Below are 22326 nucleotides of genomic sequence, written 5' to 3' on the forward strand. Positions count from 1 at the left end.
GTTGAGGCGATTCGCGTAGCCGACTCCGCAGTTGGGGCGGCCGCCATCACCCCAACGACAGTGCCACGATCAAGGAGGACGCGTGGAATTCGATGTGACCATCGAGATCCCGAAGGGTAGCCGCAACAAGTACGAGGTCGATCACGAGACCGGCAAGATCTATCTCGATCGCTACCTGTACACGGCGTTCGGCTATCCCGCCGACTACGGCTACATCGACAACACGCTGGGCGACGACGGCGATCCGCTCGACGCGCTCGTGCTGCTCCCGGAGTCGGTGTACCCGGGCGTCATCGTCAAGGCCCGCGTCGTCGGCATGTACACCATGACCGACGAGGCCGGCGGCGACGACAAGCTCCTGTGCGTCCCGGCCAACGACATCCGCTGGAACCACATCCAGGACATCGGTGACGTCTCCGAGTACGAGACCAGCGCCATCTCGCACTTCTTCGAGCACTACAAGGATCTCGAGCCGGGCAAGGAGGTCACGCCGGGCGGATGGGTCGGCAAGGCCGAGGCCGAGAAGGTCGCCGAAGCGGCGATCGCACGCCTGGCCGAGCATCCCGGCGAGGCCAACGAGTCCTCACGCGGCTGACGCCATGTCGCTGACAGCGCTCTTTCTGACGTTGACAGCGCTCTGATTCTCGTTGACAGCGCTCTACATGACGCCGAGCGCGCCCGCGATCTGATCCGCGGGCGCGCTCGGCTGTTGTCTGGGCGCTGTCAGTGTGGTGGCGAGCGCTGTCAGTGTGGTGACGAGCGCTGTCAACGTTCAGGAGAGCGCTGTCAACGTTCAGGAGAGCGCCGTCAGTGGGGCTCGGTCAGGACTTCTGCGGCTCCCCACTCGGTGCGTCCTTGGGCGCACCGATCGGGCGCCCCGACCGCAGCGGCAGTTCCTTCCAGGTGACGGTGCCGATGATGGCGAGCAGCGACACGATCGACACGGTCAGGAACACCCGGTCCATCGAGTTGGCGAAGCCGGTCATGATGGGTTCCGACAGCGAGTCGGGCAGCTTCGCGATGATCGACGTGTCATTCATGACACTGTCGGAGGATCCGGAACCGGCCGCGCCGGGATTGGCCTGGCTCGCGATCAGCGACTGACCGAATTCACGCACCTGCGGATCGCTGCTCTGGGCCGCCTCCATCACCCCGGCAGAGAATCCCGGCTGCGTCGACGCGGCGGTCATCTCGTCCTTGATGTTGGGTCCCATCAGTGAGAACAGCAGTGAGAAGAACACGGCCACACCGAGGGTCGCACCGATCTGCCGGAAGAACGTGGCGGTTCCGGTCGACAGTCCCATATCCTTGGGCGGCAGGATGTTCTGCATCGCGAGGGTGATCGGCTGCATCAGATTGCCCAGGCCGAAGCCGAGCAGTGCGGCATAGAGCATAACCACCCACACCGGCGTGGTGATGCTGACGTAGTGCAGCAGGAATGTCGCGACCGTGATCAGTACCGACCCGAGGATCGTGAAGACCTTGTATTTGCCGGTGCGCGAGATCAATTGACCCGACGCCACCGATCCGGACATCAGTCCGAGCACCATCGGCAGCATCTGCAGTCCGGCCACCATCGGGCTCGAACCGCGCAGCACCTGGTAATACTGCGGCAGCATCGAGATGCCGCCGAACATCACCGCGCCGACGACCATCGATACGACGATGCCCTGCGCGAAGACCCGATTCTTGAACACCCGCAGCGGGATCAGGGCGTCGTCGCCCATCTTGTTCTCAATCCAGATGAACGCAGCCAGCCCGACGACGGCAATGGCGTAACACACGATCGACTTCGTCGACCACCATCCCCACACGCGGCCCTGCTCGGCCACCACCAGGATCGGCGCCACTGTCACCGCGAGTGCCGTCGCGCCCCAGTAGTCGGTGCGGGTTCCGGTGCCCTTGTTCTGGTCATAGTTGAGGACGGCGTAGACGACGAACAGCGCGATGATGCCGATCGGCACGTTCACCAGGAACACCCAGCGCCACCCGGAGATCCACAGGATCGACGACTGGCCGGCGAAGAAGCCGCCGAGGACCGGGCCGAGCACGCTCGAGGTGCCGAACACCGCCAGGAAGTAGCCCTGGTACTTGGCTCGTTCCCGGGGCGGGACGATGTCGCCGATGGTGGTCAGTGCGAGGGTGAACAGACCACCGGCACCGAGCCCCTGGAGCGCTCGGAAGCCGGCCAGCATGTACATCGACGTGGCCATCGAACACAGCAGTGACCCGATGACGAAGATCGAGATGGCCAGCAGGAAGAACGGTTTGCGGCCGTAGATGTCGGAGAGCTTGCCGTAGAGCGGGGTGACGATCGTGGAGGTCACCAGGTAGGCGGTGGTGACCCAGGCCTGCAGGTCGTAGCCCTGCAGGTCGTCGGCGATGGTGCGGATCGCCGTCGAGACGATGGTCTGGTCGAGGGCGGCGAGGAACATGCCGATCATCAGTCCGGCCATCACTGTGAGGATCTGGCGATGCGTCAGACCGGCACCCGCGTGTTCTACGGGTGAGGCCGACGAGGCGGCCGCCGCGTCATGGTTGGTCATCGGGGTCCTTTCGATCGGGCTGGGATTCGTCGTTGGCGTGCTTCCCGGATGGGGGTCTCGCGCAGTCGGGAACCATGAAGGTCTCGGTGGCGTCGACGAATCGGTTGAGCAAGCTCACCAAGGTGGAGAGTTCGTCGGCGGTCCAGTCCGACATGGCGTCGTTCATCGCCGCGCGCCGAGCCGAGCGCATGGCCTCGACCTGGGCGTCTCCGGCTTCGGTGATCACCAGCAAAGTCGCCCGTCCGTCGTGCGGGTCGGCCTCCCGACGCACCAGCCCCTTGTCGACGAGTTGGGCGACCTGTCGGCTGACCGTGGACGGATCGGAGTTGAGCGCGCCCGCGAGTTCGCGGGAACGCATCGGTCGGCGCTGCAGATGGAAGAGTCCCTTGAACGCCGCGATCTCGACGTCGCCGTCCGGTGTGCGCAGGGTCGTGTGCACGGCTCGGTCACGTACCCGCAGGTAGCGGGACAGCGCGTCGAAGAGGCGGTCGACCTCGACCGGATCGAGCATGGCGGATCCCCCCGGATGAGTCGGAGCATTTCTTCGGTGCGCGAATCAATCAGTTGCAATGTGCACCTAGTTGGACTGCGCAAGTATGCGCTCGAATGTGCCGCGATCGCAAACGCCATTAGGATCGGTGGCCGTGACCCCTTCGCCCCCACCCACCGCGTCCGGAACCCGCCCTCACTTCACTTCGATGCCTGACCTGGCATTACGGGATCTCGGCGGTGCCGTCGTGTGGTCGAATGACGACCTGTTCGCGGAGGCGCAGAACCTCATCTCGACGCCGCCCGCGGAGTACCGGCCCGCGACGTTCGGTCACAAGGGCCAGATCTATGACGGCTGGGAAACACGGCGTCGTCGTCGCGATGGGGTCGACCAGGCGATCATCCGCCTCGGCGCTCCGGGCGTGATCTACGGCGTCGTCGTCGACACCGCCTGGTTCAAGGGCAATTACCCACCGTTCATCTCGGTGGAGGCCGCCGCCAAGGAGGGTGTGGTCTCCGTCGACGAACTGGTCAACGACACCGAGTGGATCACCATCGTCGACAAGAGTCCGGTCGACGGGGACACCCGCAATCCGTTCCGGGTGGATGCCAAGGACCGTTTCACCCATGTGCGTCTGACGATGCACCCCGACGGCGGCATCGCCCGCTTCCGGGTGCACGGCCGAGGCGTGCCCAACCCGCACTTCTTCCGGTACGGCCACTTCGACCTGGCCGCGCTGGAGAACGGCGGCCTGATCACGGCCTGCTCCAACATGTTCTACAGCTCACCGAACAACCTGCTGATGCCCGGCCGGGCCCGCCACATGGGTGAGGGCTGGGAGACCTCCCGACGCCGCGACGACGGCAACGACTGGGTGCAGGTGCGCCTGGCCGGCCAGGGGCGGGTCAGTCTGATCGAGCTCGACACGAGCTACTTCCTGGGCAATGCACCAGGCGCCGCCACGGTCCGCGGCCGTGACGGCGACGACGGCGAGTGGTTCGAGGTCCTGCCCCGCACCGAGCTGCAGCCCGACACCCGGCATCGGTTCGTCATCGACCTGGACCGGCCGATGACCGAGGCACGGCTGGACATCTACCCCGACGGGGGCATGGCCCGGTTCAAGCTGTACGGACTGCTCACCGAGGAGTCCTACGCCGGGCTCATCGAGCAGTGGGAGCGCGGCGAGGCCTGAGGTCGAGTCTGTGCACTCCGGACCGGTGCGAGATCTGCGGATCAGGCGACGCCTCGGGCGGCACCGGTGAACGCCGGCAGCACGAGCTGACGGACCCGGTTCTCGGTCGCCGACCCATCCAACGACACCAGGATCACCGCGTCGGCGACCTCGGCGGCGTAGATGTCGCGGATGAGGGTGACCAGCCCGCCGGGTGTGCCGATGTAGCGAACGGTGCCGCCGTCGAGCTCGTCGGGGATACCCGCGACCGCCGCCCGTGCCGACGCGGCATTCGGGGCGATGGCCACCTCGACCTCCAGTGCCACACTGAAATTCGCGGTGTCCCGGGTGCCGGATCGCAGCACCGACCGCGCCCGCTGCGCGTCGCGAAGGGTCGGTCGACGCACCACGATCGGCGCGTCGATGGCCGACACGTCCCCGGCCAGTGCCACGCGCAGACCGGGGCGGCCGATGCTGATGCGGACGTCGGAGAGTTCGGCGGTCATGGGTGTGCCTTTCCGGGAGCAATGCGGGTGAGTTCGGTGAGTGCGGTGACGAGCCGGTCGACGTCGGCGGAATCGGTACCGAGGCCGAAGCTCGCGCGGACCGCCCCGTCGGTGTGTCCGAGTCGGGCCAGCAGCGGATGCGCGCAGAACTTGCCGTCGCGCACGCCGATTCCGTGATGATCGCTGAGGTACTCGGCGACGGCGCGCGGCGTGTGTCCGTCGACGGAGAAGCCGGCGATGCCGACGCGATCGAGGTCGTCGGAGAAGATCCGCAGCGGCGTCACGTCGGCGACGCCGGCCAGCCCGGCGTCCAGACGGGCGCGCAGTTCTGCCTCATGCAGGCCGATCAGTTCGAATCCGAGATCGACGATGGCCTCGCAGGCGGCGGCAATGGCGATGGCGCCCAACACATTCGGTGAGCCGGCCTCATGCCGCGCGGCGCCCGAGTGCCAGGCGGTGGAGGCGCAGTTCTCGTCGGGTCCGTCGACGAGGCTCACCTGCGCCGACGCCCCGCCGCCGGCAAGGTACGGGTCAGCGGCGTCGAGCCAGTCGCTGCGACCGATGAGGACTCCGGATCCAAAGGGTGCGTAGAGCTTGTGGCCGGAAAAGACGAGGTAATCGATGCCGTGACTGACGATCGACACCGGTCGGTGTGCCACCAGTTGCGCGGCGTCGACGAGGATGCGGGCACCGTGGCGGTGGGCGATCGAGGCCAGCCGTGAGATGGGCAGCACCTCGCCGGTGACGTTGGATGCCGCGGTGACGGCGAGCAGGGCGGCCGGCGCCGCGGCGAGTTCGGCGTCGAGCGCGGCCAGGGTGTCCTCGAGGGTGTCGCACGCCGAGACGATGCGCGCGGACCCGTTGTCGCGGGACACCCACGGCAGCAGGTTCGCGTGGTGCTCGATGTCGAGAACGACGACGTCACCGGGGGTGCAGTGGGCGGCCAGGTTGATCGCGTCGGTGGTGTTGCGGGTGAAGACGACGGTGTCGTCGGTGCGGCCACGCACGAAACGTCGGACCGTGTCCCGGCACTGCTCGTAGCGGCGGGTGGTGACCTGCGACAGGTGGCCGGCGCCGCGGTGGACGCTGGCGTACTGACTCACCGACGCCGCGACGGCGTCGGCGACGGCGGTGAGGGCGGGCGCGCTGGCCGCGTAGTCGAAGTTGGCGTAGCGGATCTGATCACCGCTGGTCAGCGGGACGAGTTCGGCGGCACCGACGACCGAGGTCAGCGGTCCGATGGTCGACAGGTCGGCGGCATCGGACTGCACCGCGCAGTCGTTGCGGCAATCAGTGGTGGTGGCGACAGCAGTCATCGCAAAGGCTCCTTGGAATCCACGCTTGCCGTGCCCGGTCGGTACACGGCCAGGTCGTCACCCGGAGCACCCCACCGCGGAGGAGGGTTGCCGGCCAGCTAGCCGGGGCTTGTCGCTGGCACTCATGACCTGCACCAAGGGTGGCCTACGGCGCGCAAGGGTGTCAATTTTCACTCAGCGTGAGCGAAAGGCCGCGGCCCGTCGTCGCCTAAGTTGGTTGGGTGCCCGTCTCCGATACCCACGCCGCGTCACCGTTCGTCCTGTCGCGGCCGCACGGGACGGTGCGAGCGCGCGGCGTGCGGACGCGATTCGCCGACGCCGACGACGCCGCGACCCGGCTGCGCAGCGGCGCCGTCGATGCGGTCGTCGGGGCGGTGGCCTTCGATCCCTCGGCCCCGTCGGCGCTGTTCGAGCCGGTGACGCTGTCCCATGAACCGACTCCGCTCGCCGGGAGCCGACCACCGCGCCGGACGCTGATTTCGTCGGAGCAGATTCCCGATTCGGCCACCCATCGTGATCGGGTGCGTGCCGCGTTGTCGGCGATCGCCTCCGGCGCATTGGCGAAGGTCGTCCTCGCCAGAATGATTCGGGCTCAACTGGATTCGCCGGTCACGGTCGACGGGCTGCTGGCCGCACTCGCCGGCGGCAACAGCGAACACAACGCCTTTGCCGTCGACACCGGCACCTCGTGGCTGCTCGGCGCGAGCCCGGAACTGTTGCTGCGCAAGGACGGTCGCGAGGTGACGTGCCGGCCATACGCCGGTTCGGCGCCGCGCTCGGCCGATCCGGAGGCCGACCGGGAGTCCCGCGAGAAGCTCGCGGCGTCGGAGAAAGATCACCGCGAGCACGCGTTCGTCGTCGAGCACCTCCGGGATCGCCTGGCACCGTTGTGCCGCGAACTCGCGATCCCCGATGAGCCGCAGTTGTTGTCGACCGGCGAGATGTGGCATCTGGCGACCCCGATCCGGGCGATACTCGACGACGACGCCGTCGGCGCCCTGGATCTTGCGATCACGCTGAGTCCGACACCGGCGGTCGGCGGCACACCGAGCGAGGTGGCCACGGAATTCATTCGCGCACACGAGGAACCGCGCGGGTTGTACGCCGGTGCGGTCGGGTGGGCCGACGCGGCCGGCAACGGCGAATGGATGGTGACCATCCGGTGCCTGGAACTCGAGCCCGACCTCCGTTCCTTCCGCAGCTGGGCGGGTGGCGGCATCGTCGCCGACTCCGACCCCGATGCCGAACTCGCCGAGACCACCGCGAAACTCCTAACGGTATTGCGGGCGTTGGGTATCGAGGACTGACTCGCCGCGTCGAGTGGGCGCCCTTTCCCGTCGAGTGGGCGCCCTTTCCCGTCGAGTGGGTGCCCTTTCCCGTCGAGTGGGCGCCCTTTCCCGCCTTGCATCGCGAGTTCTCGGGACACCCCGACGCGGCAGGTGAACTCCCGATTGTCGAGGGCGCGCACCGAGTCGGCATCGATGACGCCGTACCCGTCGAGATAGCCGGGTTCGTCATCCTCAGCGTCGAGGGTGGATTGGTCGGCGACCACGAAGATCGATGCGCGGGCGGCGGCACAGGTAGCGGCGGTGGGGCGCGGTGTTCGGGACCAGTACACAAACAGCTTGCTGCGGACCCCGACTGGGCGGAACCCGGCTGGGCGGAGGCCAACTCTGTGCCGGCGACCACAGGTGCGTCGACTGGGATCGCAGGATCTGCTGGATCCTCGCCCATGCCATCGTCAGTGCGAGCACCGCCAGGAACCACGTCGGAATCGCGTTGCTCCTCACACACCGGAGACCGACCGCCAATCGGTCCTGCCCCTGGTCAACGCGATCAACGCATCGGCACGACGCTGCTCCAGCCGGTTTGGGGCCATCGACCGCGAATCCGCTGACTGCGGCGAAGCCCTGGCTCGACGCCCGCCGGATACACCCGGAAGAGCACAGACGAGTTCACCTGAGCCAGAACCACTTTCACGCACCTCGGCCCCACCCGGAACTCCCGGGTGGGGCCGTTGCATATCGACCGAGGCCAGCCGATCAGATCCACATCCACAGCCACTGACGGCTGCGCGGGTCGTAGCGACGCACGCGGCGACGACGCTGGACGCGGACGGGATTGTTGTTGCGGCGAGGTGCGGGCATGATGAACTCCTGTGTTCATAGACGTGAGATCCGCTGTGTGCGTTTCTCTCTGACGTCTTCCACGATGCCGGTCCACCCTTGCGGTGCCGTGCACACGACCTGCCAGATTGCTGCGCGACCGCAAACCGCGGCCACACATCGGTCAGCCCAGTGCCTGATCCAGGTCGCCGAGGAGGTCGTCAATGCCCTCGAGGCCCACCGACAGCCGAACCACCGAGTCACCCAACCCGATCGCCGCCCGACCCTCGGGTCCCATCGCCCGATGGGTGGTGGTCGCGGGGTGGGTGATCAGTGACTTGGAGTCGCCCAGGTTGTTCGAGATGTCGATGACGCGGAGTGCGTTGAGCACGTCGAAGGCGCGTTTCTTGCCCTTGACACCGCCCATTTCGGCCAACTCGAAGGTGACGACGGTGCCGCCACCGGACATCTGCTCCTTGGCGAGCTCGTACTGCGGATGTGATTGCAGGAACGGGTATTTGACCCACCCCACCCGCGGATCGTCCTCCAGGAACTGCGCGATTCGCAGTGCCGAGGCGACCGACGCGTCGACGCGCAGGCGTAGGGTCTCCAGACCCTTCACCAGCGTCCACGCGTTGAACGGGCTCAACGCAGGACCGGTGTGACGCATCAGCGTCTGCACCGGGCCGTCGATGTACTCCTTGGTGCCGAGCACCGCACCACCCATCACGCGGCCCTGCCCGTCGATATGCTTGGTGCCCGAGTAGACGATGACGTCGGCCCCGAGTTCGAGACCACGCTGCAGCAACGGGGTGGCGAACACGTTGTCCAACACCACCTTTGCACCCGCGGCATGCGCCAGCTCGGACACCCGCGCCACGTCGACGAGGGTCTGCATCGGATTCGACGGGGTTTCGAAGAACACTGCGTCGGCAGGCGTGGACAACGCCTTCTCCCACTGGGAGAGATCCTCACCGTCGACGAATTCCGTTGTCACACCCCAGCGCGGCAGGATCTCGTTGGCCACCACGAAGCACGAACCGAACAGGCTGCGTGCCGCTACCAGCCGGTCCCCGGCCTTCAGCAGCGCACCGAGAGAGACGAAGACTGCGGCCATTCCACTCGCGGTGGCGAAACACGCCTCGGCGCCCTCGAGTAGCCGCAGCCGCTCCTGGAACATCTCGACGGTCGGATTTCCGTAGCGGGAGTAGACGAATCGCTCGTCCTCACCGGTGAAGGCACGCTCGGCGGCCTCGGCGGAGTCGTAGACGTACCCGCTCGTCAGGTACAGGGCCTCCGACGTCTCGAAGAAACCGGATCGATCCAGTCCGCCGCGGACCGAGATGGTCTCCGGCGAAACACCAGGTGGCAGTTCGCGACTCACGACTGCCTCCACTCTGTACGGTCGGCCGGCTCGCTCGTTTCGCTCACGACTGTCTCCACGGAAGATCCTGGGCCCGCCAACCGGTGGAACCACGATGATCGAATTCGTCGAGCGCACCCTCGAATCCGTCGAGCACGTTGTAGGCGAGGGAGACCCCGTCGGCGGTGGCCGCCTCGGCCGCACCGATCGACCGGTGACCCGAACGGCAAATGAAGATGACCTCGTCGTCATCGGCGATGCCCGCGTCACGCAGTTCGGCAACGAACGCCTCGTTGGGGGTCCCGGCGGGGAAGGTGGTCCACTCGACGAAAATGGTCTGCTTCTCCAGGACCTCCAGGTCGGGCACACCCACGAACGACCACTCGGCGCGCGTGCGACAGTCCACCAACTTCGCCTTGGGGTTGTTCTCGAGCTTCTCCCAGGCCTGCTGCGGGGTCAGATCTCCGGCATAAGTCATGCCTTGCACACCTTCCAGTTCCCGTTCTCCCGAAGCACCACGACGTTCGTCGTCTGCTTCTCGTCGGATTTCTTGTCGAATTGCCAATGTACTGTCGCCGTCGCGCGGTCACCGGAGACGCTGACATCGCTGATCTCCGGAATGACGATCCGCCCGTTGGCCTCCAACGACTTCTGGTTCTCGGCGGTGAACTCCGCCTCAGACGGAAAGTCACTCGCATTCAGGTCGGCGGCGCAGGTGTGATCGCGGAATTCCGCGTAATCAAGGTTGTTGCGCGCGGTGTAGAAATCGTTGATCGCGTACTGGACCTGCGCCGGTTCACTGGCCCGTTCTTCGGCCGGCCGGATCAGGTACGACAGCAAGATCCCGACCACCGCCACGACCACAACGATCAACGCCAGCAGGAAAGGCCAGACCTTGCGCCACGAGGGCGCCGCGTCGGCACCCGGGTCGTCGGCACCGAGATCGTCACCGACGATCTCGGGTGCGGACTTGCGAGGTGCGCGTTTGGCCATGGAGGCGAGTGTATCGCCGCAGTTCTCGCCGGTTTCGAGGGCCTTGTCGCCGGATGCGATCGATCACACGTCGCCGCCGCGAGTGAGGCCACCCTAACCCGAGATTTTGGGTACGGCCCACCAACGCCTACCGTAGAGGGGATAAGCGTCGACGCATCGCTGACCTCCCGCGCGCGTCGAAGACAGACGAGAACGAGGTAGACGACACCTTATGACCGATCAGAGCCGCCCGCTGCGCGTTGCCATCATCGGGGCCGGTCCCGCCGGGATCTACGCCGCCGATGCGCTGATGAAGTCCGACACCGCCAAGGATCGCGGTGTCAGCATCGACCTCTATGAGCGGATGCCCGCGCCGTTCGGCCTGATTCGCTACGGCGTCGCACCCGATCATCCCCGCATCAAGGGCATCATCACCGCCCTGCACAAGGTACTCGACAAGCCGCAGGTCCGCCTGCTCGGCAACATCGACTACGGCACCGAGATCACCCTCGACGAACTGAAGTCGCTGTACGACGCGGTGATCTTCTCCACCGGCGCCACCGACGACCGCGGACTGCAGATCCCCGGCGTCGACCTCGATCGTTCCTACGGCGCCGCGCAGTTCGTCGCCTGGTATGACGGCCACCCCGACTTCCCCCGCGAATGGCCGCTGGACCAGGAGAAGGTCGCCGTCATCGGAGTCGGCAACGTCGCACTCGACGTCGCGCGCGTGCTCGCCAAGACCGGCGACGAACTGCTCCCGACCGAGATCCCGGACAACGTCTACCAGGGACTCAAAGCCAACAAGGCCGTCGAGGTGCACGTCTTCGGACGACGCGGACCGGCGCAGGCCAAGTTCACCCCGCTCGAACTCAAGGAACTCGACCACTCGCCGAACATCGAGGTCATCGTCGACCCCGAGGACATCGACTACGACGAGGGTTCGGCCGTGGCCCGTCGCGGATCGAAGATCACCGACCAGGTCGCCACGATCATCGAGAACTACGCGATGCGCGAGCCCAAGCAGGGCGCCATCCACAAGCTGTTCCTGCACTTTTTCGAAAGCCCCATCGAGATCCTCGGCGAGGACGGCAAGGTCGTCGGTCTACGCACCGAGCGCACCCAACTCGACGGCACCGGCAACGTCAAGCCCACCGGCAAGCACACCGACTGGGACGTCACCGCGATCTACCGCGCCGTCGGCTACCTGTCCGACAACCTGCCGGAGATCCCGTTCGACACCCAGGCCGGCGTCATCCCCAACGAGGCCGGACGCATCTTCGACGAGGGCACCCACCTCGTCGGCCTGTACACCACCGGTTGGGTCAAGCGCGGTCCCGTCGGCCTGATCGGCCACACCAAGGGCGACGCCAACGAGACCGTCGAATGCATCATCGAGGACATGACCAACGGCGAGCTGAACACGCCGTCGAGTCCGTCCGAGGACGCCGTCATCGAACTGCTCGAGTCCAAGAGCATCCCGTTCACCACCTGGGACGGCTGGTACCGCCTCGACGAGCACGAGCGGTCCCTCGGCGCCGAACAGGGCCGCGAGCGCATCAAAGTCGTCGAGCGTGAGGACATGCTCGCCGCGTCCGAGCCCGGCAAGGTCCAGAAGGCCTGACGCACGGGGCACAAACAAATACGAAAAGTGGCGGAAGAATCTTCTTCCGCCACTTTCTGTTTCGCGCCCCAGGGACTCTTAGCCGGGGAACACAAAACCCGCGGAAGAAGGTTCTTCCGCGGGTTTTGGTGTGAGAGAGATCAGTTCGTCGCCGTCGACGGCGTGTTGACCGTTCCCGGAGTTCCCTGCTGCTGCTCGACGTTGGCCCAGAAGCCGAAGTTGGGCTTGTCAAAGACGTTCTCGGTCTGCTGACCAATGGTGTAGCCGGAGATCGATGACGGGAAGCACGCGCGCCACGTGGTATCGAAGCCAGTGTATGCCTGGCCCGGGAGGAGTTCGCCGACCTTGGTGGCGCGCGGATTGATGGCTCCAGCGGCCTTGGCATCAGCTGCGCTACGTGCCGGCACATACTTCGTCGCACCGTTGATCTCGGTGATTGAAACGTTTGTCATGACTGACCCGCCGAAGTTCTTCACACCCATCCAGCGATGCATACGCCAGCCGGGAAGGTTGTCCCAGGTGGGGCCCCATCCCTTCCAGTAGCAGTTCACACCACCGTAGAGGCCGAGATCACCTGGCGTCGCGGCCTGTGCCTCGCCTGCGGCGAGCATCGATCCGCTCGCGATACCCGCCGCGACGGCCACTCCGGCAACAGCGCGCTTCAGCGTCTTCTTCATGTCGACTCCTTCTTCGTCGATATGACCCGAAGGTCGTGAACTGGCGGCGCGCTGGGCGCCGAATCGGTTACGTCCAGGTTTATCGCAACCTCACAGGTAACCGTTACGTGCGTCTCAGAATTGTGTCCGGTCGGTGGCCGGTCCGTCACCCGATTCGCCGAAATCGACTGTCAGGTAAGGTGACCCTTCGTGCGACGACTGACGGGGCTGCTGACCATTGTGGCCATCCTGATCCTCGCAGTTATCGGCTCGGTCCTGATCGGTACGCGTGACATCCCGTTCGCCACCACCTGGGACAGCCTGACCAGCGGGTCGGCCCAGATCTGGCAGGGCCTGATCCACTTCACCACCCCGCACATCGACACCTCCACCGACACCGCCGGCATCGTCTGGGACCTGCGCGTGCCGCGGACCCTGCTGGGTTTGGTCGTCGGCCTGGCGATCGGCGCGGCCGGCGCGATCACCCAGGGTCACACCCGCAATCCGATCGCCGACCCGGGCATGCTTGGCGTCAACGCCGGCGCAGCCTGCGCGGTGGTGACGGGGGTCTACATCTTCGGCATCTCCTCGCCGCTGGCATACATGGGGTTCGGACTGCTCGGCGCGATCATCGCCTCGGCCGCCGTCTTCGGTGTCGCCGCGCTCACCGGTACCGGTCCGGTGACCCTCGTGCTGGCCGGCACCGGCCTGTCGGCGATGCTGGTGGCCATCACGTCGGCGATCGTCCTCACCGACACCCAATCGCTGGATGCCTGGCGCTTCTGGAGTGTGGGTTCGACGTCCGGCCGTTCCATCGACGTGTTCTGGGCGAGCCTGCCGTTCATCGTGATCGGTCTGGTCTTGGCGATGGCCAGCGGCTTCTTCCTCAACCTGCTGTCGCTGGGCGACGACATGACCAAGGCACTCGGATCACGGGTGCTGCTGATCCGCGGCGTCGGCATCCTGGGCATCACCCTGCTGATCGGCGCGGCCACCGCCGCCTGCGGCCCGATCGTCTTCCTCGGACTGGTCGTCCCACACATCGCGCGCGCGATCACCGGACCCGACTACCGCTGGATCATCCCGTACTCGGCACTCATCGGCGCGGCACTGCTGCTGGTCTGCGACATCATCGGACGCGTCATCGCACGTCCCGGCGAGGTGCAGGTCGGCGTGGTGCTGGCCTTCGTCGGTGCCCCGTTCCTGATCGCCATGGTTCGACGGACGAAGTTGACGAGCGTATGAGCACCGACACCACGCCCCACCCCGCCACCGCCGACGCGCCGTCCACGCGCGCCGCGCGTCGTATCGTCCGGTTCGGCCCGACGTCGTGGGTGATCCGGCCCCGGGTGCTGATCACCGTGACCTGCTCGCTGGTGATCGCCGTCGTGCTGTTCCTGCTCAGCGTCACCATCAGCGAATACCCGGTCACCCCGATCGACGTGATGCGCATCCTGCTCGGCGGTGGCACCCGCATCGAGAACGTCGTCATCCTCGACGACGCGGTGCCACGGGCCGCGGTGTCGGTGCTCGTCGGGTTCGCTCTCGGGATGTCGGGGTCACTGACCCAGCTGATCGCACAGAATCCGCTCGCCACCCCGGACATGCTCGGCATCACCGCCGGCGCCGGCGCCGCAGCGGTCGCCGCGATCGCCTTCGGGACCAGCTGGGGAGCCTGGTTCGCCGAACTCGGCGTGCCGCTGGCCGCACTCGTCGGCGGTCTGGGAACCGCAACGCTGATGTATCTGCTCGCCTGGCCCGGCCGAAAGGCCAACCACGCCATCAACCCGCTGCGGCTGGTGCTGATCGGTGTCGGCATCACCTGGGTCCTGCAGGCCGGCACCTCCTACCTGCTGACCCGCGCGGAGATCCGCGACGTCGCACGCGCCCAGACGTGGCTGGTCGGCTCGGTGGCCAACACCTCATGGTCGAGTGTGTGGCCGGTGGCGATCGCCGTCGTGCTGGCCATCGTCGGCGTCGGGGTCCTCGCCCGGCAGGTCGACGCGATGAGCCTCGGTAACGATCTCGCGCGATCCCTCGGTGTCCGGACGCTGGCCGTGTCGTCGGCGATCCTGCTCATCGCCGTGATCGTGGCCGCCCTCGCGGTGTCGGCGGCCGGACCCATCGCCTTCGTCGCACTGCTCGCCCCGCAGATCGCGATGCGCATCACCGGCAGCGCCATCCCCACCCCCGTCGCGTCGGGTGCGATCGGCGCCATCCTCGTCGTCGCCGGCGACATCGCGTGCCGCACCCTGCTGCCCTCCGGCCTGCCGGTCGGCATCGTCACCGCCGCGATCGGCGGTCCGTTCCTCATCTATCTGATGGTCACGATCTCCCGAAAGGCCACCGTATGACCAGGCCCCGCGTGCACGATCGCACCACCACCGCCCCACCGATGGGCGGCGCGGACATGACCCGCCTGTCCGCACGCGACCTCGTCGTCGGCTATGACGAACGGGTCATCATCGACGGACTCGACATCGACGTCCCCGACGCCGCGATCACCACCATCATCGGCCCCAACGGGTGCGGTAAATCGACGCTGCTGCGGTGCCTCGCGCGTCTGTTGCCGGCCCGATCCGGCACGGTGTTTCTCGACGGCGCCGACATCACCACCATCAAACCGAAGACCGTCGCCCGCACCCTGGGCATCCTGCCGCAGAATCCCGTTGCGCCCGAAGGACTCACAGTCGAGGATCTGGTCGCGCGGGGTCGTCATCCCTATCAGAAGTGGTATCAGCAGGCCTCCGCCGAGGACGAGCGGGCCGTCGCCGAGGCGCTGGAGCTGACCGCCACCGCCGACCTCGCCGACCGCACCCTCGACGCCCTGTCCGGTGGGCAGCGCCAACGGGTCTGGATAGCCCTCGCCCTCGCGCAGGGCACCGACCTGCTACTGCTCGACGAACCGACCACCTACCTCGATCTGGCACACTCCCTCGAGGTGCTCGATCTCGTCCACTCCCTCAAGACCGACCACGGCAAGACCATCGTGATGGTCTTGCACGACCTCAACCTTGCTGTGCGATACAGCGATTCACTGTTCGTGATGAAGGACGGCGGACTGGTGCACCACGGTGTGCCCGACGAGGTGATCACCACCGACCTCCTCGAGGACGCCTTCGGCCTGCGCGCGCAGGTCGTCACCGATCCGGTGTTCGGCGGCCCGATGATCGTGCCGATCGGAACACACAGCGCCCGTGGGGTTCCCGGCTTGCGCAAGATTCCCAGCGCCTGAGGAGTGCTCAGACCGCGATCGCGCCCGCCAGCCACACCCCGGACGCCAGCAACGCGCCGAGCAACTCGATCCCGATGGTGACCGCCGACGCCTTGGTGGCGCCGACGGTGCCGCGCCACGCGGCCGCGGTGCTGCGGGTGCGGATCAACTCCGAAACCATTGCGCCGGCGATGAATCCGATGAACAGTCCGATCACCGGGACGACGAAGAACCCGACGATACCCACCACGGCGCCGACGAGGACGGTGCGGTTGGGTATCTCGTGGCGCCGCATGACCCGGCCGGCCAGTACGTACTTGATGACCTCACTGGTGGCGATCAGGACCGCGGCGATCCCGAAGATCAACCATGCCCAACCGCCGGCGACGATGGCCCACACCAGAATCGACACGACCACCACCAGGGTGCCGGGCAGCACCGGCACAACGATGCCGAGCAGACCGATCAGGATGCAGACACCGACGATGACGTCGCCGTAAAGCGGCATGATGAGGCGTCAGTCGACCTGCGCGGGAGACGATTCGGCACCCTGAGGGGCCGGCGCGGGCGCCGGTGGACGCGCAGCGGGCGGACCACCCGGACCCGCGGACGGACGAGGAGCCATCGGCGGACGGGGACCACCCGGCGGCGGGCCGACGCGGGGGCCACCGGCGTGCGGTCCAGCACCCTGCGGAGCACCGCCCGGCCCCGGCCCCTGCGGACCACGCGGCGCCGGACCACCGGGACCACCCGGGCCTCCCGGACCGACCGGCGGTCGCCCGGCCTGCGGCGCCATCTGCTGCGGCACCGGTCGCGGCGGTGCACTCGGCGGACCCGCAGGCCCACGCGACGGTCCACCGGCGGGCGCGGCCGGCGGCATCGGCGCGGGTGCGCCGTGACGAGCCGGTCGACCGGGAACGGGCGTGACGATCGACGCGGCCTGCACGGCACGTTCGCGGGCGGTGGCCACGTCGTCGGCGGTTGCGGTGATCACGCCGACGCGGCGCCGGTGGAAACTCTCCGGCTTGCCGAACAGCCGGATGTCGGTTTCGGGCACGGCCAGCGCCCGCGCGACGTTCTCGAAGCCGATGGCCTTGTCGTCGAGCTGGCCGTAGATGACCGCGGATGCGCCCGGGGAGGCCAGCGTGACGTCGACGGGCAGACCGAGGATGGCCCGCGCATGCATCTCGAACTCGCTCAGCCGCTGCGTCGCCATCGTCACCAGGCCGGTGTCGTGCGGGCGCGGACTGACCTCGGAAAAGTACACGTCGTCACCCTTGACGAACATCTCGACACCGAAAATGCCTCGGCCACCGAGCTTTCCGTCACCGAGGGCGGTGGCGATGCGGGCCGCGATGGAGGTGGCCGCCCCCAGCGCGTCGGGCGTCATGTCGTGGGGCTGCCAGCTCTCGACGTAATCACCGTTGACCTGCTTGTGACCGATCGGGGCACAGAAGTGCGACATCAGTTTTCCGGTGGCCGGATCGATGGCCCGGACCGTCAGCAGGGTGATCTCGAAGTCGAATTCGACCCATCCCTCGACGATGACCCGCTCCCCGGCGACGCGGCCGCCGGTGGTGGCACGTTCCCAGGCCGAGTCGATGTCGGCGGCACTCTTGAGGATGGTCTGACCTTTGCCCGACGACGACATGACCGGCTTGACCACGCACGGGAACCCGATCTGCTTGACCGCGACCGCCATCTCGTCATGCGAGCCGGCGAACAGGTACGGCGAGGTCGGCAGCCCGAGATCCTCATCGGCCAGCCGGCGGATGCCTTCCCGGTTCATCGTCGCCACCACCGCCGACGCCGTCGGGATGACCTCGGCCAGCTTGCGATCCTCGATCGATTTCAGCGCGTCGGTGGCGATCGCCTCGATCTCGGGAACGACGTAATGCGGGCGGTACTTCTGTACCAGCGCGTGAATGGCGTCGCCGTCGGTCATGTCGACGACCTCGGCGTGATGGGCCACCTGATGCCCGGGCGCCCCCTCGTAACGGTCGACGGCGATCACCTCGACGCCGAGCCGCTGGAACGCGATGACGAGTTCCTTGCCGAGTTCACCCGCGCCGAGCACCATGACGCGCGTCGCCGTCGGCGACAGCGGGGTACCCAGGATGTCGGGCGGCCCGACGGGTGATTCCTTCGGCGCGGACACCGCCTGCACCTGCGTCGGCGCCTGCGATGCCGCGACCTCGGCGGCGTCGGCTGCGGCCGGTACCGCAGGCTCCTTGTCCATCGACGCAGACTCCTCTCCCATTGCCGCCGGCTCCTTGCTCATTGCCGCCGGCTCCGTGCCCCTCGACGCAGGCTCCTTGCCCATTGCCGCCGGCTCCTTGGCCATCGTCACCGGCTCCGGTGTCGACTCCGCGACCACCGGCTGCGCCGCGGGTGCGGATTCCGCCTCGGGTCCCGACTCCGCCGCGGGGGCGGATTCGGTCACCGACAGCGGCGTGTCGATACCCGGTCCCGAGGGCACCGCTGCGGCGTCCGGTGAATCCGTCGACGGTTGCGGCACCTGCACGACGGGCGCCTGGGCCGGCGGGGCACTCGGCGCGGCGGCCTCGGTGCGCTGCGGCTCCTGAGGCGATGCACCACTCTCGGTGTTCGAGGTCATTCCCGGATTCTACGTGGCGTCACGCAGCGCGGTCATCGACACCACACTCGGTGAACCGGGAGTCGATATGGGGCTGTGACCTGCAGGGACGCCGGACCATCACGGCCGGTCAGCCCATCACCTGGTGGACGTAGCACCAACGCCACACTTCTCCGGGTTCCGCCGAACGCATGACGGGGTGGCCCGACGCCGCGAAATGCGCGGTCGCGTGCTTACGTGGCGACGAGTCACAGCAGGCGATATGCCCGCATTCCAGGCACTCACGCAGATGCGACCAGTGCTGCTCACCGAGTTCGACACAGTCCTGGCATTGGTCGCTACGGCCGTTCTCCGGCGGCGGGTCGCCGGCCGGATCGGCACCGTAGCGGGCGAGTTCCGGGCAACGGTCGCCCGTCGCCCCGGCGCCCGCCGCGTCGTCGCTGCGGTTTCCACGTCCAAACAATCGCATTCATCCATTATCGCCACTGTGACGCGGCCACACCGGTGCTACGTTCGTCCGAGTGAGCGCCTCACTCCTGCTCGTCGCGGCGGTGTCGCTCGCGATCGCCGCGCTGTGTCGTCATTTCGGTCTGTCCGCTCCGCTGGTACTCGTCGCGGTCGGTCTGGCCCTCGGATGGATCCCGGGTCTGCCCGAGGTGACCCTGGAACCCGATTTCGTGCTGTTCGTCATCCTGCCGCCGCTGCTGTACTCGGCCGCGCAGGACAGTTCGTATCAGGAGATACGGGCCAATCGCCGATCCATCGGTCTGCTGGCCGTCGGCCTGCCGCTGTTCTCGACGGTGCTGGTCGGGCTGGTCGCCTGGTGGAGCATCCCGCACGTGCCACTGGCCGCCGCCCTGGTGCTCGGTGCGATCGTGGCGCCGCCGGACGCGGTGTCGGCGCAGGCGATCGGGCGCAAGGTGGGCCTGCCGCGGCGCATCATGACGTTGCTGGGGGGCGAGAGCCTGCTCAACGACGCGACGGCGCTCACCGCGTTGCGCGTCGCCGTCGCCGCGGCCGTCGGGATGACCACGACCGTGTGGAACGGCATCTCGACGTTCCTGCTGGCCGCCATCGGCGGACTCCTCGTCGGCCTGGCGATCGGCTACCTCACTTCGTGGGTGCGCGGCTGGCTCACCGACCCGACCATGGAGACCGCGATCGGCATCATGGTGCCGTTCGGCACCTACTTCGTCGCCGAGGAGTTCGGAGCGTCCGGGGTGATCGCGGTGGTCACCGCGGGCCTGCTACTCGGACAACGATCGGTCCGCGAGGGCTATCAGACGCGCCTACAGGACGAGGCGGTGCGCAAATCCATCGACGCCGTCCTCGAGGCATTCGTCTTCCTGCTCATCGGCCTGCAACTGCCCGACCTGGTCGACGGACTACACGGTGAGTCGTGGGCCCAGATCGCCATCGACGCCGTCGTGGTACTCCTCGCGGTGATCGTGGTGCGCTTCATCTGGGTGTATCCGGCGACCTATCTGCCTCGGCTGCTGTCACGCACCATCCGGGAACGCGAGCCGTTCCCGAAGCCGAGTTGGGTATTCATCGTCGGCTGGGCCGGAATGCGTGGGGTGGTGTCGCTCGCGGCGGCGTTCGCGATCCCGCTGACCACCAACTCCGATGCCCCGTTCCCGGCGCGGGCGGAGATCATCTTCCTCACCTTCGTCGTGGTGGTGGGCACGCTGCTGATCCAGGGCACCACGCTGCCGTGGATCATCCGACGTCTCGGTGTCGCCGGCGACGACGCCGCCACCGAACGCCTGGCCTATGCCGGCGCACAGGACCGGGCCTCGCGCGAATCCGAGGCGCTGCTCGATCAGATCGAGGCGCAGATGGCACCCGACGACGTCCGTCGGCATCAGATCGGGATGCAGCGCAAATGGGTGACCACGCAACGGAATACGGCGTGGGAGGAGCTCGGCCGGGGACCCGATGCCATCGGCGAGAGCCCCACCGCGGCCGGCAACCGCATCCGCGGCAAGATCCTCGCGGTGCAACGCAAGGTGTTCATCGAGGAACGCGACGCCGGCCGCATCGACGACGAGGTTCTCCGGATGGCGTTGCGGCGGTTGGACTTCGCCGAGGGATACACCGACCGCAGCGACAGCTGAGCGGCCGGGTCACGCCTCGTCGGAGCCGACGCGGTCCCCGATCTCGTCGATGTGCTCGACACCCTCGGAGTCGTCGGTGTCGTCGACGTCGTCGAGTTCGTAAACCACCGTCTCCTGGGTCCGGCCCCGCAGCGTGACGGTTTCCGCACGGCGCCAATGCCGACCCTCGTCGCCCTTCACCGCATCCATTGCACGACCGGATGCCAAGGGGCGCAATGGGTCACGCTTGGCCAGCTCCGAGAGCCGGGCGCTCTCGTTGACCGGATCACCGATCACCGTGTACTCGAATCGTTCGATGGCACCGACGTTTCCGGCGACCACCGGTCCGTGGCTGATCCCGATGCCGGCGGATAGTTCCGGCACCTCCAAGCGCAGCCGCATCGAGATGTGCCGGCCCGCGGCCAACGCCGCCCCGGCCGCATCCGGAAGGGCCAGCGGCGCACCGAAGATCGCCAGCACCGCGTCGCCCTCGAACTTGTTGACCAAGCCCTTCTGTTCCTCCACCGCCGCCACGATGACCGCGAAGAAGCGGTTCAGGATCTCCACCACCTCCACCGGGGAACGTTGCGCCGCAAGGGTTGTCGAACCGATCACGTCGACGAAGACAGCGGCCACCACCCGTTCGACACCGCCGAGTTCCGGGTCCGATGACAACGCCGCCGCGGCCACCTCGCGTCCGACATGCCGACCGAATATGTCCCGCATGTGCTCTCGTTCACGCAGCCCGCCGACCATCGAGTTGAATCCGGCCTGCAGATCGCCGAGTTCGGTGCCGTCGTAGACGACGAGGTCGGCGTCATCGAGCCGGCCCGCCTGGACCCGTTCCATCGCCGAGCGGACACTGCGGATCGGCCCGATGACGGACAGACTGGACAGCAGGGTCAGGATCAGACCGGTGGCCAGCGCGGTGAGCGCGAGCACCATCACCCCGACGAACAGGTCGAGTTTGGTCGTCTCGGCGCGGAACGCGCCGAACATCACCACCAGCAGGATGCCGACGATGGGGATGGCCGATCCGACCATCCAGGAGGTCACCGATCGGCTGCGGACGCCGCTGCGTTTGCGTCGGCCGTAGCCGGCGCTGATGAGCTCCGCGGCCACCGGACGCAGGGAGAACTCGATCAGCAGCGACGAGATCGCGACGACCACCACCCCGCTGAGCCCGACGACGAAGAACATCTTGGGGATGAGGTCGGGGTCGGTTATCCCATAGGCGAGGGTGAAGAAGACCACCGCACCGGCCCACAGGGCTGCCTGGAGGCCGAGCAGACGTATCGGGGCGCGTCGGGCGCGGCGCGCGTCCTTCTTGGTGGGTTCCCGATCCTGGATGGCCCAGCGCAGATCGCGGACCACGACGACGGTACCGACGACGATCCCGATGACGAAGGCGAACACCACATATACCGGGAGCGCGAGGAAGTTGACCCACCACAGGTTGCTCCGGAACACCGACGGTTCGGGAATCCCCACCGAGGTGAGGGTGATCGCCATGATCGCACCCACCAGGTTCGCGAACACGATCGACGACGTCAGCAGCGTCTGGATGCGGACGCGCTGTTTGACCCCGCTCTCCTTCGACGAGCCGAGCAGGATCGATCCGTAGTCACGTCTACCCGTCCTCGCCACCCGATCACCTTCTCACGAACCGCC

At 67.2% G+C, this 22326-nt stretch carries 20 protein-coding genes and 1 riboswitch; of the genes, 8 read left to right on the forward strand and 12 right to left on the reverse strand.

The window, feature by feature from the left end; genetic code table 11:
* Positions 1–82: 82 nt before the first annotated feature.
* Positions 83–595, forward strand: a complete 513-nt coding sequence (locus ABLE94_RS21215) for an inorganic diphosphatase (RefSeq protein ID WP_348809764.1) — start codon at positions 83–85, stop codon at positions 593–595.
* 226 nt (positions 596–821) lie between these two features.
* Here the strand turns inward: ABLE94_RS21215 and ABLE94_RS21220 are convergent, their stop codons facing one another.
* Together ABLE94_RS21220 and ABLE94_RS21225 are read right to left on the reverse strand one after the other, a co-directional pair.
* Entirely contained in the window at positions 822–2546 is a 1725-nt protein-coding gene (locus ABLE94_RS21220) for an MDR family MFS transporter (protein ID WP_348807117.1), read from the reverse strand.
* Positions 2533–3057, reverse strand: coding sequence for a MarR family winged helix-turn-helix transcriptional regulator (locus tag ABLE94_RS21225; protein WP_348807116.1), 525 nt, complete (start codon positions 3055–3057; stop codon positions 2533–2535). Before ABLE94_RS21225 ends, ABLE94_RS21220 begins: the two co-directional genes overlap by 14 nt.
* Before the next feature lie 187 nt (positions 3058–3244).
* Here ABLE94_RS21225 and alc point away from each other — a divergent pair, with 187 nt between their 5' ends.
* On the forward strand, positions 3245–4228 hold the full coding sequence (alc, locus tag ABLE94_RS21230) for an allantoicase (RefSeq protein ID WP_348809765.1): 984 nt from the start codon (positions 3245–3247) through the stop codon (positions 4226–4228).
* Between the two features lie 41 nt (positions 4229–4269).
* Here alc and ABLE94_RS21235 read toward each other — a convergent pair whose 3' ends face one another.
* Together ABLE94_RS21235 and ABLE94_RS21240 are read right to left on the reverse strand one after the other, a co-directional pair.
* Positions 4270–4713 (reverse strand): hypothetical protein, encoded by a 444-nt coding sequence (locus ABLE94_RS21235; protein WP_348809766.1) that lies wholly within the window; start codon positions 4711–4713, stop codon positions 4270–4272.
* Complete coding sequence (locus tag ABLE94_RS21240) at positions 4710–6029, reverse strand: aminotransferase class V-fold PLP-dependent enzyme (protein WP_348809767.1); 1320 nt, start codon at positions 6027–6029, stop codon at positions 4710–4712. The genes ABLE94_RS21235 and ABLE94_RS21240 overlap by 4 nt, the downstream gene beginning before the upstream one ends.
* A gap of 16 nt (positions 6030–6045) precedes the next feature.
* Positions 6046–6159, reverse strand: a riboswitch (SAM riboswitch).
* Positions 6160–6250: 91 nt separating this feature from the next.
* On the opposite strand from ABLE94_RS21240, the gene ABLE94_RS21245 reads away from it, so the two are divergent.
* The gene (locus tag ABLE94_RS21245; protein WP_348809768.1) at positions 6251–7336 is read left to right on the forward strand and encodes an isochorismate synthase; all 1086 of its coding nucleotides are present in this window, start codon (positions 6251–6253) and stop codon (positions 7334–7336) included.
* A 982-nt stretch (positions 7337–8318) separates the two neighbouring features.
* Here ABLE94_RS21245 and ABLE94_RS21250 read toward each other — a convergent pair.
* Genes ABLE94_RS21250 through ABLE94_RS21260 form a run of 3 tightly spaced genes read right to left on the reverse strand, consistent with a single transcriptional unit; the run spans position 8319 to position 10490 of the window.
* A complete protein-coding gene (locus ABLE94_RS21250; RefSeq protein WP_348809769.1) occupies positions 8319–9518 on the reverse strand; it encodes an O-succinylhomoserine sulfhydrylase in 1200 nt (399 codons plus the stop codon).
* Positions 9519–9561: 43 nt separating this feature from the next.
* Positions 9562–9975 (reverse strand): rhodanese-like domain-containing protein, encoded by a 414-nt coding sequence (locus ABLE94_RS21255; RefSeq protein WP_348809770.1) that lies wholly within the window; start codon positions 9973–9975, stop codon positions 9562–9564.
* A complete protein-coding gene (locus ABLE94_RS21260; protein ID WP_348809771.1) occupies positions 9972–10490 on the reverse strand; it encodes an Rv0361 family membrane protein in 519 nt (172 codons plus the stop codon). The genes ABLE94_RS21255 and ABLE94_RS21260 overlap by 4 nt, the downstream gene beginning before the upstream one ends.
* Positions 10491–10701: 211 nt before the next feature.
* Between ABLE94_RS21260 and ABLE94_RS21265 the strand changes: the two genes are divergently transcribed.
* The gene (locus ABLE94_RS21265; protein WP_348809772.1) at positions 10702–12093 is read left to right on the forward strand and encodes an FAD-dependent oxidoreductase; all 1392 of its coding nucleotides are present in this window, start codon (positions 10702–10704) and stop codon (positions 12091–12093) included.
* Between the two features lie 140 nt (positions 12094–12233).
* Here the strand turns inward: ABLE94_RS21265 and ABLE94_RS21270 are convergent, their stop codons facing one another.
* Positions 12234–12770, reverse strand: coding sequence for a hypothetical protein (locus tag ABLE94_RS21270; RefSeq protein WP_348809773.1), 537 nt, complete (start codon positions 12768–12770; stop codon positions 12234–12236).
* A gap of 189 nt (positions 12771–12959) precedes the next feature.
* Here ABLE94_RS21270 and ABLE94_RS21275 point away from each other — a divergent pair, with 189 nt between their 5' ends.
* The 3 genes from ABLE94_RS21275 to ABLE94_RS21285 are packed head-to-tail and all read left to right on the forward strand — an operon-like array spanning position 12960 to position 15984.
* Positions 12960–13994, forward strand: a complete 1035-nt coding sequence (locus tag ABLE94_RS21275) for a FecCD family ABC transporter permease (RefSeq protein ID WP_348809774.1) — start codon at positions 12960–12962, stop codon at positions 13992–13994.
* The gene (locus tag ABLE94_RS21280) at positions 13991–15103 is read left to right on the forward strand and encodes a FecCD family ABC transporter permease (protein ID WP_348809775.1); all 1113 of its coding nucleotides are present in this window, start codon (positions 13991–13993) and stop codon (positions 15101–15103) included. Before ABLE94_RS21275 ends, ABLE94_RS21280 begins: the two co-directional genes overlap by 4 nt.
* Positions 15104–15159: 56 nt before the next feature.
* A complete protein-coding gene (locus tag ABLE94_RS21285) occupies positions 15160–15984 on the forward strand; it encodes an ABC transporter ATP-binding protein (protein WP_348809801.1) in 825 nt (274 codons plus the stop codon).
* A 7-nt stretch (positions 15985–15991) separates the two neighbouring features.
* Here the strand turns inward: ABLE94_RS21285 and ABLE94_RS21290 are convergent, their stop codons facing one another.
* From ABLE94_RS21290 to ABLE94_RS21300, 3 genes are all read right to left on the reverse strand, one after another.
* Positions 15992–16471, reverse strand: coding sequence for a DUF456 domain-containing protein (locus ABLE94_RS21290; protein WP_348809776.1), 480 nt, complete (start codon positions 16469–16471; stop codon positions 15992–15994).
* A 9-nt stretch (positions 16472–16480) separates the two neighbouring features.
* Positions 16481–18202, reverse strand: a complete 1722-nt coding sequence (gene purT, locus ABLE94_RS21295) for a formate-dependent phosphoribosylglycinamide formyltransferase (protein ID WP_348809802.1) — start codon at positions 18200–18202, stop codon at positions 16481–16483.
* 487 nt (positions 18203–18689) lie between these two features.
* The gene (locus ABLE94_RS21300) at positions 18690–19028 is read right to left on the reverse strand and encodes a UBP-type zinc finger domain-containing protein (protein WP_348809777.1); all 339 of its coding nucleotides are present in this window, start codon (positions 19026–19028) and stop codon (positions 18690–18692) included.
* A gap of 52 nt (positions 19029–19080) precedes the next feature.
* Here ABLE94_RS21300 and ABLE94_RS21305 point away from each other — a divergent pair, with 52 nt between their 5' ends.
* The gene (locus ABLE94_RS21305; protein WP_348809778.1) at positions 19081–20676 is read left to right on the forward strand and encodes a Na+/H+ antiporter; all 1596 of its coding nucleotides are present in this window, start codon (positions 19081–19083) and stop codon (positions 20674–20676) included.
* Between the two features lie 9 nt (positions 20677–20685).
* Here ABLE94_RS21305 and ABLE94_RS21310 read toward each other — a convergent pair whose 3' ends face one another.
* Positions 20686–22302 (reverse strand): adenylate/guanylate cyclase domain-containing protein, encoded by a 1617-nt coding sequence (locus ABLE94_RS21310; RefSeq protein WP_348809779.1) that lies wholly within the window; start codon positions 22300–22302, stop codon positions 20686–20688.
* Positions 22303–22326: the final 24 nt, after the last annotated feature.

The organism is Gordonia sp. VNK1 (genome assembly GCF_040049135.1).
Taxonomy (GTDB): Bacteria; Actinomycetota; Actinomycetes; order Mycobacteriales; family Mycobacteriaceae; genus Gordonia; species Gordonia oleivorans.